13 protein-coding genes and 1 pseudogene are annotated in these 12,243 nt (G+C 66.3%); 7 read left to right on the top strand and 7 right to left on the bottom strand.

The genetic code is table 11. The features are described 5' to 3' along the window. Positions 1-3: 3 nt before the first annotated feature. The 5 genes from DNA98_RS11275 to pyrF all read right to left on the bottom strand — a co-directional run bounded on the left by DNA98_RS11275 (position 4) and on the right by pyrF (position 5,003). Positions 4-1,245: an extracellular solute-binding protein gene (locus DNA98_RS11275; protein WP_158531640.1), complete on the bottom strand. Its 1,242-nt coding sequence runs from the start codon at positions 1,243-1,245 to the stop codon at positions 4-6. 249 nt (positions 1,246-1,494) lie between these two features. Beyond that, positions 1,495-2,472, bottom strand: a complete 978-nt coding sequence (locus DNA98_RS11280) for an NAD(P)H-dependent glycerol-3-phosphate dehydrogenase (protein WP_110530737.1) — start codon at positions 2,470-2,472, stop codon at positions 1,495-1,497. 6 nt (positions 2,473-2,478) lie between these two features. Beyond that, complete coding sequence (locus tag DNA98_RS11285; RefSeq protein WP_233493188.1) at positions 2,479-3,525, bottom strand: stage II sporulation protein M; 1,047 nt, start codon at positions 3,523-3,525, stop codon at positions 2,479-2,481. Between the two features lie 101 nt (positions 3,526-3,626). Then, a complete protein-coding gene (pyrE, locus tag DNA98_RS11290) occupies positions 3,627-4,178 on the bottom strand; it encodes an orotate phosphoribosyltransferase (RefSeq protein WP_110530739.1) in 552 nt (183 codons plus the stop codon). Positions 4,179-4,223: 45 nt separating this feature from the next. After that, entirely contained in the window at positions 4,224-5,003 is a 780-nt protein-coding gene (gene pyrF, locus DNA98_RS11295) for an orotidine-5'-phosphate decarboxylase (protein ID WP_110530741.1), read from the bottom strand. Positions 5,004-5,064: 61 nt separating this feature from the next. Between pyrF and DNA98_RS11300 the strand changes: the two genes are divergently transcribed. Beyond that, positions 5,065-6,036, top strand: coding sequence for a Wzz/FepE/Etk N-terminal domain-containing protein (locus DNA98_RS11300; protein WP_110530743.1), 972 nt, complete (start codon positions 5,065-5,067; stop codon positions 6,034-6,036). Positions 6,037-6,050: 14 nt separating this feature from the next. On the opposite strand, the gene DNA98_RS11305 is transcribed toward DNA98_RS11300, so the two are convergent. Continuing rightward, a complete protein-coding gene (locus tag DNA98_RS11305) occupies positions 6,051-6,470 on the bottom strand; it encodes an OsmC family protein (RefSeq protein WP_110530745.1) in 420 nt (139 codons plus the stop codon). Between the two features lie 99 nt (positions 6,471-6,569). On the opposite strand from DNA98_RS11305, the gene DNA98_RS11310 reads away from it, so the two are divergent. After that, positions 6,570-7,397, top strand: coding sequence for a metalloenzyme (locus DNA98_RS11310; RefSeq protein ID WP_370444446.1), 828 nt, complete (start codon positions 6,570-6,572; stop codon positions 7,395-7,397). 80 nt (positions 7,398-7,477) lie between these two features. Here the strand turns inward: DNA98_RS11310 and DNA98_RS11315 are convergent, their stop codons facing one another. Then, positions 7,478-7,921: a hypothetical protein gene (locus DNA98_RS11315; RefSeq protein WP_110530747.1), complete on the bottom strand. Its 444-nt coding sequence runs from the start codon at positions 7,919-7,921 to the stop codon at positions 7,478-7,480. A gap of 161 nt (positions 7,922-8,082) precedes the next feature. On the opposite strand from DNA98_RS11315, the gene DNA98_RS11320 reads away from it, so the two are divergent. The 5 genes and pseudogenes from DNA98_RS11320 (at position 8,083) to DNA98_RS11335 (ending at position 12,226) form a co-directional block, all read left to right on the top strand. Beyond that, a complete protein-coding gene (locus DNA98_RS11320; protein WP_110530749.1) occupies positions 8,083-9,144 on the top strand; it encodes an iron ABC transporter substrate-binding protein in 1,062 nt (353 codons plus the stop codon). A 193-nt stretch (positions 9,145-9,337) separates the two neighbouring features. Next, a pseudogene (locus DNA98_RS18525) lies at positions 9,338-9,427 on the top strand (hypothetical protein); the annotation flags it as partial. 61 nt (positions 9,428-9,488) lie between these two features. Beyond that, positions 9,489-9,581 carry a di-heme oxidoredictase family protein gene (locus tag DNA98_RS18530; protein WP_370444447.1) on the top strand — a complete coding sequence of 31 codons (93 nt, stop codon included), beginning with the start codon at positions 9,489-9,491 and terminating at the stop codon, positions 9,579-9,581. Positions 9,582-9,599: 18 nt separating this feature from the next. Next, on the top strand, positions 9,600-11,192 hold the full coding sequence (locus tag DNA98_RS11330) for an iron ABC transporter permease (RefSeq protein ID WP_110530751.1): 1,593 nt from the start codon (positions 9,600-9,602) through the stop codon (positions 11,190-11,192). After that, entirely contained in the window at positions 11,189-12,226 is a 1,038-nt protein-coding gene (locus tag DNA98_RS11335; RefSeq protein WP_110530753.1) for an ABC transporter ATP-binding protein, read from the top strand. The genes DNA98_RS11330 and DNA98_RS11335 overlap by 4 nt, the downstream gene beginning before the upstream one ends. Positions 12,227-12,243: the final 17 nt, after the last annotated feature.

Consider the following 12,243-nt stretch of genomic DNA (forward strand, 5'->3'; position numbering starts at 1 on the left):
GCCTCAGTACCCGGCCTTCTTCATGATGGCGTCGATCTCGCTACAAGCTTTCTGCATGGCCTGCTCGGCGGTCTGCTGCCCGGCCAGGGCGGCGTTGAGGTTGGTGCCAATGGAGGTCTCCACCGCGTTCCACTGGTCGGTGCGGGGCCGCCAGTTGGGCCCGGAGGCCAGCGAGTCGGCTAGGGCGGCGAAGTAGGCATGCTTCTGGCTCATTGCCGGGTCTTTGAGGATGCTCAGGCGCGAGGGGATGCCCCCGGCATCGACATAGGCCTTCTGGGTGCTGGGCGAAATCAGCCACTTGATGAAGTCGGCGGAGGCCTTGGCGTTGGGCGAGCCCTTGGGGATGACCAAAAGCCAGTTGCCCATCATGCCCCGGCCCGGCTGCCCGTTGGGGCCCCCGGGCATTTTGATGTAGGCCAACTTGCCGATGGTCTTGGAGACTTTGGGGTTTTCGGTAAAGCCCGTGACCTCGCCGGGCCAGATGGTCGACTGATGGCCCTGGCCGGTCATCAACAAGCGCGAGCGGTCGGCAGCGTCGGTGTTCTCCGGTCCGCTCTGGGCCACGGCCTTTAGGTCCTTGACCAGGAAGTTGGCGGCCCGCACGGCGTTGGCCGAGGTCAGGGTGCACTTCCAGTTGTTGTCGAAAACATCCCCGCCGAAAGACCACAAGATGGGCAGCCAGTCGGCCACGATGGGGTTGGTGGCCGCGCCGCGGATCACGTAGCCGGCGTAGCCCGGCTTGTTGAGCCGCCTGGCGGTGTTGAGCACGTCCGTCCAGGTGCGGGGGGCAGCGGAGTTGTCCTTGCGGTAGGTGAACAGCTCCACGTTGCCCACGATGGTCATGCCGTAAAGGCGCCTTTGCTTGTTCCTCTCTGAAGGGGGAACCGGCCCTTTGGGAGGAGGCCAGGTGCCCACGTCGTAGACCACTGAAGGGATGTCCGGATCACGGGTGAAGCCCAGCGCATCGAGCGGCTCGAGCCAACCTTCGGTGCCGAACTTAGGCATCCAAGGATCGTCGATCATAGCCATGTCGATGGTCTGACCCCCAGCCTGGAACGTCGTCACCAGCTTTTCGTAGAGTTGCGGATAGGGGCTTTCGACGATCTCGAGCTTGATCCCGGTCTCCTTCTCGTACATCGGAGCCACCGCCTTTAGACCCAAATCCTCGTCCCCCGCCACCGCAGCGATCACCAGCTTGGCAGGCTTAGCCCCCTGGCCTTGTCCCAGCATTAAACTCAGACCCAAAAGTCCTAGAATAGCTAATAGCCCCAATACTTTCGCCCTATACTGCATGTCCACCTCCTCAAAAGCGCACTGGTGACGACAACGCATCAAAGAGGTTTGATGTTTCGTTGTTGTTTCGATATTATATTTATTCGAAATCAAAATGTCAACTTAGGCTTTTCTCAAGTAAATACTCAGATATCGTTGAAAAGCCAAAGATTGACCCTCAAATAGAAAGGTCTCGAGGTTTCGAATCGAAACTAGCGAGTTCTACTCCGGCTTGGCCTCTCTTCCCATCAACTCGGATAGCTCCTGCCGGGGGTCCGCCCCCTCGTAGATGACCTGATACACCGACTCGGTGATGGGCAGTTCGGCCTCGGTTTGCTTGCCCCAGGCATGCAGCGCCTTGACCGTGTAGATGCCCTCCACGGCTTGCTTCTGGGCCTCGAGGTCGGCCAAGCTGACCCCTTGGACGATCCTCTCGCCCGCCCCGCGGTTCCTCGAGTGGGGGCTGGTGGCCGTGGCCACCAGGTCGCCCAGCCCGGAAAGCCCGTAGAAGGTCTCGGCCTCGGCCCCCTGGGCCACGCCAAACCTCACGATCTCGCGCAAGCCGCGGGTCACCAGGGCAGCCCTGGCGTTATCGCCCAGCCGCAACCCGTCCGACATCCCGGCGGCCAGGGCGATCACGTTCTTGAGCGCCCCGCCCAGCTCCACCCCGATCAGGTCGTCGCTGGTATAGACCCGGAAGCTGGGGCCGGCGAAGACCTGCTGCACCAGCCGCGCCAGCCCCTCCTCTGCCGCAGCGGCCACGGCGGCGGCGGGCAGGAAACGCCCCACCTCCTCGGCGTGGTTAGGGCCGGAGAGGGCCGCCACCCGCGAAACTCCGGTGATCTCGCGGATCACCTGGGTCATGCGCAACAGGCCGCCTTCGCTGTACTCGAGGCTCTTGACCGCGGAGACATAAGCCGGGGCCAGGGGAAGCGCGGCCAGGGTAGCGCGCAAGCCTTTGGAGGGGATGGCCACCACCGCAAGCTCGGCCTCCCAGAGGGCTTCCTGGGGATCGGCGGTGGGCCGGATCGCCGGGGGCAGGACTACCCCCGGCAGGTAATCGCGGTTTTCCCGCATCGCCACCAAGGCTTCGGCCTGCTCGGCCCGCCGGGCCCACAGCGCAACCTCGTTCCCGCGGCTGGCGGCGAGAACGGCCAGCGCGGTACCCCAGGCTCCCGCACCAAGGACAGCGATCTTCATGGCCTATCAGCGCATCAGGTAAATCAGCGAATACGACTCGTAGAAAGCCCCCACTACCAAGAAGAAAGCCCCCAGGTAGACGGTGAGCGCCAGGGCCCGGAAGCCCGCCCCATACCCCTCGCGCCGCAGCACCTTGGAAAGCAGCACCATTCCGCCAAACGTCACCAGGATATACGCCTGCAGTTCGATGAGCAGGGTGGGGACGTGGAAGAGATAACGGCCCGCGGGAAAGAGCGCGGGGGACAAGGCCAGGCCGAAGAAGAAATAGCGCAGGCCGTTGAGCAGCAGCGCCGGGATACCCAAAGCCAGCGCCGGAAGGGCCGTGGTGAGCAAAAGACCCCGGGTGAAGTTCCAGAAAAAGATGATCAGGGCGACCTCGAGCGGCCCCGCCGTGAGCAGCCCGCCCAGGCCCACCTGTTGCAAAGCCCCCCCGACCAACTTTTGCACCAGCATGGCCACCTGGGGGGAGGCGTAGGCGGTGAAGGAGCCCAGCACGAAAAGGCCATACAGCCCTATGTTGATGCCCAGATAGAGCCTGCCGTACTGCCGCACCAAGGCCCAGCCCTCCTGCCACAGGCCACGCAGCCTGCCAGGCAAAAACAGTAGCGCCAGCCACAGCAGGGAAAGCCCTAGGAAGGCCCACCAGGCCAGCGGGCTCGAGGTCCAAGCGGGGATCAGGCTGGCGTCCGAGACCCAGCCAATCCCAACCACCCGGTCCCCCCGCAGCGAGACCTGTACGTTGCCCCCCTGCCCCCCCACGGCGGCGGGGAAGCGGACCACCGTGGTGCCGTCGGGGTTTTGGGCAAGCTCGGGTTGGTCGAGGTTGATCTCGAGCCCTCCCGGTACCGGGGAGAAGGCCAAGGCCCGCTCGAGGATCCTGAGCTGTTCGTCCAGCGGCTTGCCGATGGCCTGGGCCGGATCGGTGTTGTATTTGCCGGCCTGCCAGTCCCGCACCGCCTGGCGGGCCTGCTCGAGGGCGGCCCCCTGGGCCAGGGCGGGGAACGTACCCAAGATCAGCACGGCCATGACGGCTAAGCAGGTGAAGAGGGTCAAACGTCCTACGTCGAACGTCCTACGTAGTGGGCTCGAGCAACCTTGGGCATAGGGCGTGAACCGTACGACGTTCGCCTTTCGACTTTTGGCTCTCGACATACTCACACTTCCTGCAAGGGTACCCCGGCCCGGCACAAGGGACAGTCCGCCGCGTCATATGTGGGGAACTCGAGGGCGGTGAGGGCCCGCAAGGGCACGCCGAAGTCGGCTTGGCCCCCGCTCCGGTCCACAATCGCGCCTACCGCGACGCACTCTGCCCCCCTGGCCCTAGCCGCCGCTATGGCCCGCTTTAGCGAACCTCCGGTGGTGATCACATCCTCGACAGCCAAAAACTTCTCGCCCGGATGGATGGTGAGCCCCTCGCGCACGTACATTCCACCCTGGGGTTCCTTCTCGGCAAAGAGGGCCCGACCTCCCAGGTACTTGGCGGTGACGAAAGCCAACACCACCCCGCCCATGGCCGGGCCGATCACGAAATCCACCTCCAGATCCTCGAATAGCCCGGCGATTCCCTCCCCCACCGCCTCGGCATACAGCGGGTGCTGCAGGAGGGTGGTGGATTGCAAGAACATGGGGGAGTGGCGGCCTGAACGTAAGAGAAAGTGGCCCTCGAGCAGGGCTCCGGTCTCGCGGTACATCTGCAGAACGTCCACCTCTCCTATGCTACCCGGCAGGATGCCTCGCGGCAAAACCAAGGCTCACGCCAGCGCTTTCAGGTAGGCATCGGCCTGGGAGCACGCCGCCTGGATGTCCGGCTTGCCCCCAGGGTAGTAAAGCGACCGGCTGGCCGAGTTCAGTAGGCCCGCGCCGCTCACGGGGGTACCCCCCTGGGCCCCCAGGCCGGGGAGCAGGAGAAGCGAGTGGGGCAGCGCAGAGCGCAGTTCGCTCACCTGCTCGGGGTAGGTCGCCCCGACCACCGCCCCCACCCGGCTCCACTGGCCCACCCGATAGCGCTCGGCCTGCCGGTGGAGCCACGCCGCGACCGCCTGGTAGAGCTTCTTTTCCCCTACGAGGAGGTCCTGGAACAGCCCCGCGCCGGGGTTCGAGGTCTTGACCAGGACGAACACCGCCCCCCCCGACCGCGCGGCGGCCCGGAAGAAAGGCTCCATAGCGTCCTCCCCCAGGTAGGGGTTTACGGTGAGGGCCGAACCGGGGTAGGCCTCGAGGTAGGCCCGGGCATAGGCTTCGGCGGTGGAGCCGATGTCGCCGCGCTTGGCGTCCACGATCACCGGCACCGCCATCACCCGGGCCCCCGCGATCAGCTCGTGCAGCAAGGCGAACCCCTCTGGCCCCAAAGCCTCGAAGAAGGCGGCCTGGAACTTGACGGCGGCAATCCTCCCGGCCAAAGCCTCCATCAGCTCGAGGGTATAGGAGCGAATCGCGGCGATTGGCTCGGCGGGGTGTAGCTCAGGCCGCGGGTCCACCCCTAGAACCAACGGGGGACGGCCCTCGATCTCCAGAACGAAGTCGCAGCTCATCCCCCTAAGCCTACACGCTCAGCCCAACCCCATCCTCAGGAATCTTGTGTACGATAGGGCCGTGAACGAGACCGCCCAAGGACAAGACGAAATCTCCCTGCGCGATCTGTACCTGGTGCTCAAGCGCAACGCCCGGACTATCCTCGCCGTCCCGCTGGGAGCTGCCCTGGTCACCTTCGCCATCAGCACGATCCTCCCCAAAACCTACCGCAGCCAGGTCAACCTCAGCCTCTCGGTAACCAGCCAGCAACAGCTCTCCGGCCAGATCCTGGCCAACCTGCCCTCGCTGAGCGGGCTGGCGGGCTCTTTCCAAGACCTGCTGGCGACCCGGGAGCTGGCCCAAACCCTCGGCGTGGCCAACCCCGCCTCGCGCTACCAGGCCAAGTTCGACGATAAGACCGGCGTCTGGAAGCTCTCGGCCAAGGGCTCGAGCCCCGAGGAGGCCAAGCGCGCCGCCGAAAAGCTCCTCGCCACCGCCCGCGATTTTCTGGAGGGCCGGCTGACCCAGACGGTAAACAGCAACCTGGCCGCTTTGCTGGCCCAAGCGCGCATCGACGCCGAGGGCGCCCAGCTCGGCCTCCAGGAGATCAAAAAAGCCCTGGCCAACACCTCCCCTACCGCAGGCGCCGACGCCGCGGTGGCCGCAGCGCTGGAGTCGCAAGGGGTGAACCCCTTGGTGGCCCGCGCGTCTAGCCCAGCCTACGCCTCGCTCAAGCTGCAGGAAGCCAACCTGCGCTCCCAGCTGGCCCAGGCCCAAGCCCGGATCGAGACCTACTCGCGGCTCGCCCAAAACCCCCAGGAGATCCGCGCCCTGGTCGGCCAGGCCATACAGATCCAGATCCTAATCCCCCCGACTGAGCCCCTGCGCCCGGCCTCGCCCAAACCCCTGCTCTACGCCGCGATCGCCGCCGCGCTGGGGCTGTTCCTGGGGGTGTTTTGGGCCTTTTTGGCAGAAGCCTTGGCGCCGGGCAGGCCCGAAGCGGAGGCGGCGCATACTCCCCCATCCGTCAAGGAGACCGTGCGCTTGCCCTGAGAAAAGCTCCCGGTTTAGACCAGCCGGGCTTCCAAAACGATCTCCGGCACCGCGGCCAGCGCCTTGGAGATGGGGCATCCGGCTTTGGCCTGCTCGGCCAGCTGGCGAAACTTGGCCTCATCCAGCCCGGGCACTTTCCCCTCGAGGTGGAGCTCGATCTTGGTAATGGCAGGACCTTCGCCCAGGTGAACCTTGGCCGTGCAGTCGAGCCGCTCGGCGGGGGTCTGGTTGTTGGCCAGAAGCGCCGAGAGGAACATGGCATAGCAACCGGCGTGGGCCGCCGCGATCAGCTCCTCGGGGTTGGTCCCGGGTTCATCCTCGAAGCGCATCCGGTAGGTGTAGGGCCCCTCCCACGCCCCGCTGCCCAGTTTCAGACGTCCCTTACCCTCGCGGAGGGTCCCCTGCCAGGTGGCTTCGGCTGAGCGTATAGGCATACGTTTCCCCCTTCGGCCCTCACCATACCCCCCCCGCAGCGGGGGCGGCTGTGAGGCTGCTTGCAAATGGGCGAGCCCCCGCCAGACAATGGGGAGGTGCTGGCCTTTTTGTTCGTGGACGGACTGGGGCTGAGCGATGACCCCCGCAGCCCGCTCCAGACCCTCGAGCTGCCCACCCTGCGATGGCTGACCCGCGGCTTTTCGCGCCAGCCTTTTGTTGCCGCCCCGACCAGGGCTTACCGGGTGCTGGACGCCACGCTCGGGGTCGAGGGACTGCCCCAGTCGGGTACCGGGCAGACCACGCTCCTCACCGGCACCAACGCCGCCCGGTGGCTGGGCTACCACCAAGGCCCACACCCTTTACGCCGCTTACAAGATCTGCTGCGCGAAGAGAGCTTGCAGGTGTGGAGCCAGGCCAGGGGCCTCGAGGTCCTCCACGCCAACGGCTACCGCCAGGAGTACCTGGAGCGGGTCCAGACCTCGCGGCGCAACCTGCTCTCGGCCTTCGCCTACGCGGCCCGCTCGGCGGGGCTTGAGCTGCGCTCGCTCGAAGACCCCCTGGCCATCGCCCCCGCCTTCTGGGACGAGCCGGAGAAAGCCGGGGAGCGGCTGGCCCAGCTGGCCGAGCGACACGACTGGGTGGTGCTCGAGTACTGGGCGCTAGACTACTTCGCCCACCGCGAGCCCCACCTGTTGCCCGAGCGCCTCCTCGAGCTGGACCGGTTTTTGCGGGGCTGGCTCGAGGCCAACCCCTCCGCCACGCTTCTGCTGACCTCCGACCACGGCAACGCGGAAGAACCCTGGCACCCCCAGCACACCCGCAACCCGGTCCCCCTGATCGTGGTCGGCCCCCTGGCCGCTACGCTCCCGCCCATGTCGAGCCTGACCGACGTGGCGCCTTGGGTTCGCGCGGTGTTGGGGAAGTAGGCGCAGGGTTTGCGGTCGCTCGAGCGCCCCCCAACAGCCCCCATCGGCATGGGACGTGCGACCTTTCGGCGTTTTGCGCTTCACCTCGAGCGCTGCGCATTCTGCGCCGGCCGCCAGTACAGCGCCCGGTTCTCCGGGTAGAACAGCCAAATCAGCCCCAGCACCGGCTGGATCAGCGGCAAAAAGCCATAGTCCACCCCGTACAGGTGCCACACCGTCCGCCCGATGAAGGCCGGCTCGATCACGCTCCAGGTCCCCACGATCAGCACCCCCAGGGTCTCGAACCCCAGCAGCCCCACCGCCATGTACCAGGCCCAGGGCCGGCGCACGATAAAGCCCAGCGTGGCCAACAGGTAGGCCAGCGCCGCGACGGCGGACAAGCTGGGCGGAAGGTAATCGCTTACCCCAGGCTTGAAGAAGAGCTGGTAGATGGCCCTGGCCCCGGCGGAGAGGGCCAGCACCGGATAGGAAACGGTAAGGATCTGTCCAGCCGCGCGCACGAGTTGAGGAGAGGGGCGAATCACGTCCTATAGTCTAGCCTCCGGCGACACGTGGAACCAGGCAAAGATCATTTTGTAGGAATAGTTCCTATTATAAACTTATAAAATCCGACTGGAATACTTGACATTGATCCCCTAGGTCTTTACACTTTTCCTGCGCGCCTCGAGGCGCGCGGAGGAAACTTATGAAAAAAGCCGTTTCCGCGCTTCTTACCGTGGCGCTGGCCCTGGGGGTCGCCCAGGCCCAGCAGAGCCTCACCCTCTACACCGGGCGCAGCCAAGCCCTGGTAGACAAGCTGGTGCAGCAGTTCCAAAAGGACACCGGGATCAAGGTCAACGTGCGCTACGGACGCGACGCGGAGATCCTGGCAGCCTTGCAAGAGGAGGGCAGCCGCAGCCCCGCCGACGTGTTCTGGGCCAACACCTCGGGGGCCCTCGAGGAGGCGGTCAAGCGCAACCTGCTGGTCCAGCTCCCGGCCAGCCTGACCCGTCAGCCGCAGGAGTTCGTACCCTCCCATGGGCGCTGGGTTCCGGTTTCGGTGCGCTTCCGGGTGGCGGCCTATAACCCCGCCAAGGTCAAGGACTCGGACTTCCCGGCCTCGGTGATGGACCTGCCCAAGGTGGCCAAGTTCAAAGGGCGCATCGGCTGGACCCCCACCTACTCGAGCTTCCAGGACTTCATCACGGCCATGCGGGCGGTGAAGGGCGAGGCCGCCACCAAGGCCTGGCTCCAGGCCATGATCGCCGCCGGGGCCAAGGCCTACCCCTCCAACCCGCCCATGCTCGAGGCCATGCAGGCCGGGGAGATCGACGTGGCGCTCACCAACCACTACTACATCCAGCGCATCCTGGCCGGGGTGGGTGAGGGCGAGTATGAGGGCAAGGGAGAGAGCGAGGAAGAAGCGAAGAAGGAGCTGGCCGCACGCGAGGCCAAGGCCGGGGTAGCCACCTACTACTTCGCCCCTGGCGACGTGGGCGGGCTGGCCCTGGTTACCGGCGCCGGCATCCTCGCCACCAGCAAAAACCGAGCCGATGCCACCCGCTTCCTCAACTACCTGCTCTCGAGCAAAGCCCAACCCTACTTCGTCAACGAGGTACGGGAGTACCCGGTGATCGCCGGGATTGCCCTGCCCAGGACCATGCTGCCCTTCGCTAAGGCCATCCAGCTGAGCCCGAAGATCGATTTCGCCAAGCTCACCGACCTGGAAGGCACCCTCAAGCTGTTGCGCGAGGTGGGGCTGCTCTGAGATCCGGAAGACTCTCCGGGCGGCCATACCCAAGGTTTTGGTATGCGAACATCGCTCTTGGCGGTTTCCGCTTTTTGCGCCAGCGCCTATGCCCAGCTCGAGCAGGCTGCCGCCGCTTATCGCAACGACATGATGCGGCGGCGTTCTCCGCCCAGATCGCCCCAACCCGAGCGATCCCCAGGCCAGGCCCCATTTGCCCAGATGGGGTGCTCCAGCTGCCACACCCCACCCTTACCGCGACCTCCTGTGGCACGATACGGGAAAGGGGCTGGCCGACGGACGGCCAGACGGGGAGGCGAGCGGCCAGGAGGGGCGCCCGCCCCCGCTGTGGGGCGACGAAGCCTATTCTCCACGACGGGCGGGCGCGGACGCTCGAGGAGGCCATCCTCTGGCACGGGGGCCGCCAAGGGACCTCCACGAGTTGTTGGCCTTCTTGAAGTAAGGAGTCTTTGGCCATGCTAGAAGCACGCCGTATGGGGCGAAAACAGGCAACCCGGCCCATCCCCCCATACTTTCTCGTCCCGGCCGTGCTGGCCGGGGCGGGAGTCCTGCTGCCTCTGGTGTATTTGCTGCTGCGGGCCCTCGAGGCCGACCCCCAGACCCTGGCCCAACTGGTCCTCCGCGAGCGCAACCTGCACCTGCTGGGCAACACCCTCTGGCTCACCCTGGGGGTCATGGCGGGGACTACCCTGCTGGCGCTGCCGCTGGCCTGGCTCACCGCGCGCAGCGACCTGCGCGGCCAGCGGCTTTTGGCCCTGTTGCTCACCCTGCCGCTGGCGATCCCCGGCTACGTGGGGGCCTTTGCCCTGTTGGGCGCCAGCGGGCCGGGCGGGCTCATCCACGCCCTCACGGGTATCCCCTGGCCGCGGCCCTCGGGGTACTGGGGGGCCTTGGGGGTGCTGGTGCTCTTCACCTACCCCTACTTGTTCTTGAACCTGCGCTCGGCGTTGCTGGGGCTCGACCCCAGCCTCGAGGAGGCCGCCCGCAGCCTGGGATATCGCGGCCTCGAGGTCTTTTTCAAGGTCGTGCTCCCCCAGCTAAGGCCCGCCCTGTACGCCGGTTGGCTCTTGGTGGGGCTGCACGTGCTGGGCGATTTCGGGGTGGTCAGCCTGATGCGCTTCGAAACCTTCAGCTACGCGATCTATTTGCAGTACTCGGCCTCCTTCGACCGCATCTACGCGGCCTGGCTCTCGCTGATGCTGTTGGTGCTCACCGCCGGCTTTCTCCTGGCCGAAGCCCGGTCGCTGCGGGGGCTTTCCTTGAGCCGGGTCGGGTTGGGGAGTGCCCGGAGACAACGCGCCGTAGCGCTCGGGGGGTGGCGCTGGCCCGCTTTGGGCCTGGTGGCCCTCACGCTGGGGGCAGCGTTGGGGGTGCCGGGTGCGGCCATCGCGTACTGGGTGTTCCGCTGGCCCGGCGACTACAACCGGGGTCTGGAGGGGATCGTGCAAAGCTTCTTGCACTCGGCCCAGGCTTCGGCTCCGGCGGCCATCCTAGCCGCCCTGTTGGCCCTGCCGCTGGCCTATCTGGGGGTGCGTTTTCCTTCGGCCTTCTCGCGGGCCCTCGAGCGCACCGCCTACCTGGGCTACACGGTGCCGCCGCTGGCGTTTGCCCTGGCCCTGATCTTCTTCAGCCTACGGGCGGTTCCCTTTCTCTATCAGACCTTGGCTTTGCTGGTGCTGGCTTACTCCTTGCACTTTCTGGCCGAGGCCATCGGACCGATCCGCAGCGCCCTCTACCAGGCCAGCCCGAGGCTCGAAGAAGCCGCCCGCAGCCTGGGCTATAGCCCTGTGGGGGCCTTTGTGAAAGCCAGCCTGCCCCTCCTCCAGCGGGGGGTGCTGGCCAGCATGGCCTTGGTGTTTCTCTCGAGCCTCAAGGAGCTTCCCCTCACCTTCCTTCTGGCCCCGGTGGGTTTTGACACCCTAGCCACGCGCATCTGGGGGTACACTTCGGAGGCGATGTTCGCCGAAGCCGCCCCTTATGCCCTGTTGATCGCCTTGTTCTCGGCGCTGTTCGTGGGGCTGCTGCTCGCCCAGGAGAGAAAAACGTGAGCCTGCGGGTAGAGAACCTCACCAAACGCTTTCACCCGGATCTGCCCCCGGTGGTGCAGGGGGTGAGCTTCAGCCTCGAGCGGGGAGAGGTCTTCGCCCTGTTGGGGCCCTCCGGCTGCGGCAAAACCACCACCCTGCGCCTCATCGCCGGGTTCGAGCACCCCGACGCCGGAGCCGTCTACCTGGACGACCAGGCCATCACCCGCCTTCCGCCCGAGCGGCGCGGCATCGGCTTCGTCTTCCAAGACTACGCCCTCTTCCCCCACCTCACCGTGCTGCACAACGTGGCCTTCGGCCTGCGCGGCCTGCCTCCACGGCAGCGGCGAGCGCGGGCCCTCGAGGTCTTGCAGCTGGTGGGGATGACCGTCTTCAAAGACCGCAAGCCCAGCGAGCTTTCCGGCGGGCAGCAGCAGCGGGTCGCCCTGGCCCGGGCCATCGCGCCGGGGCCCAAGGTGGTGCTCCTCGACGAGCCCTTCTCCAGCCTGGATGCCGGGCTGCGCCAGGCCACCCGCGATGAGGTGCGGCATCTGCTCAAGCAAAGCGGGATCACCTCGGTGCTGGTCACCCATGACCAAGAAGAAGCCCTCTCCTTCGCCGACCGGCTGGCGGTGATGCGGGGGGGCCAGCTCGAGCAGATCGGCACCCCGGAGGAGGTCTACGAACGCCCCTCTACCCCTTTCGTGGCGCAGTTTTTGGGCCGCACCAACCTGCTGCCGGGGGAGGCCCGGGGCCTCGAGGCCACCACCGCCTTGGGCAAGGTCCCCTTGGCCGGCGGGGCGGTAGGGCCGGTGATGCTCTCGTTGCGCCCAGAGCACCTGCGGCTGGAAGCGGGCGGCGAAGCCGAGGTGCTCACCCGGGAGTTCAAGGGCCACGACCTCACTTACCGGGTGCGGCTGGCGGGCCGGGAGTACCTGGTGCACGAAGCCTCCGGCAGCAGCTTCCAGCCCGGCGACCGGGTGCACATCCGGGTGGTGGCTAAAGCGGTAGTGGTGGGGCAGCACCCCGCCGAAGCGCCACCGCCTTCCAAGGCTTGAGCTTTGCTAGGCTTTAA

It is taken from the genome of Meiothermus sp. Pnk-1 (genome assembly GCF_003226535.1).
In the GTDB taxonomy this organism is placed as follows: domain Bacteria; phylum Deinococcota; class Deinococci; order Deinococcales; family Thermaceae; genus Allomeiothermus.

Bases quoted from the DNA above. Each gene is read 5' to 3' on its own strand.
- DNA98_RS11280 (WP_110530737.1), bottom strand. From the start codon at position 2,472: ATGAAGATCGCTGTCCTTGGTGCGGGAGCCTGGGGTACCGCGCTGGCC.
- pyrF (WP_110530741.1), bottom strand. From the start codon at position 5,003: ATGAGCTGCGACTTCGTTCTGGAGATCGAGGGCCGTCCCCCGTTGGTT.
- DNA98_RS11330 (WP_110530751.1), top strand. From the start codon at position 9,600: ATGCTAGAAGCACGCCGTATGGGGCGAAAACAGGCAACCCGGCCCATC.
- DNA98_RS11305 (WP_110530745.1), bottom strand. From the start codon at position 6,470: ATGCCTATACGCTCAGCCGAAGCCACCTGGCAGGGGACCCTCCGCGAG.
- DNA98_RS11320 (WP_110530749.1), top strand. From the start codon at position 8,083: ATGAAAAAAGCCGTTTCCGCGCTTCTTACCGTGGCGCTGGCCCTGGGG.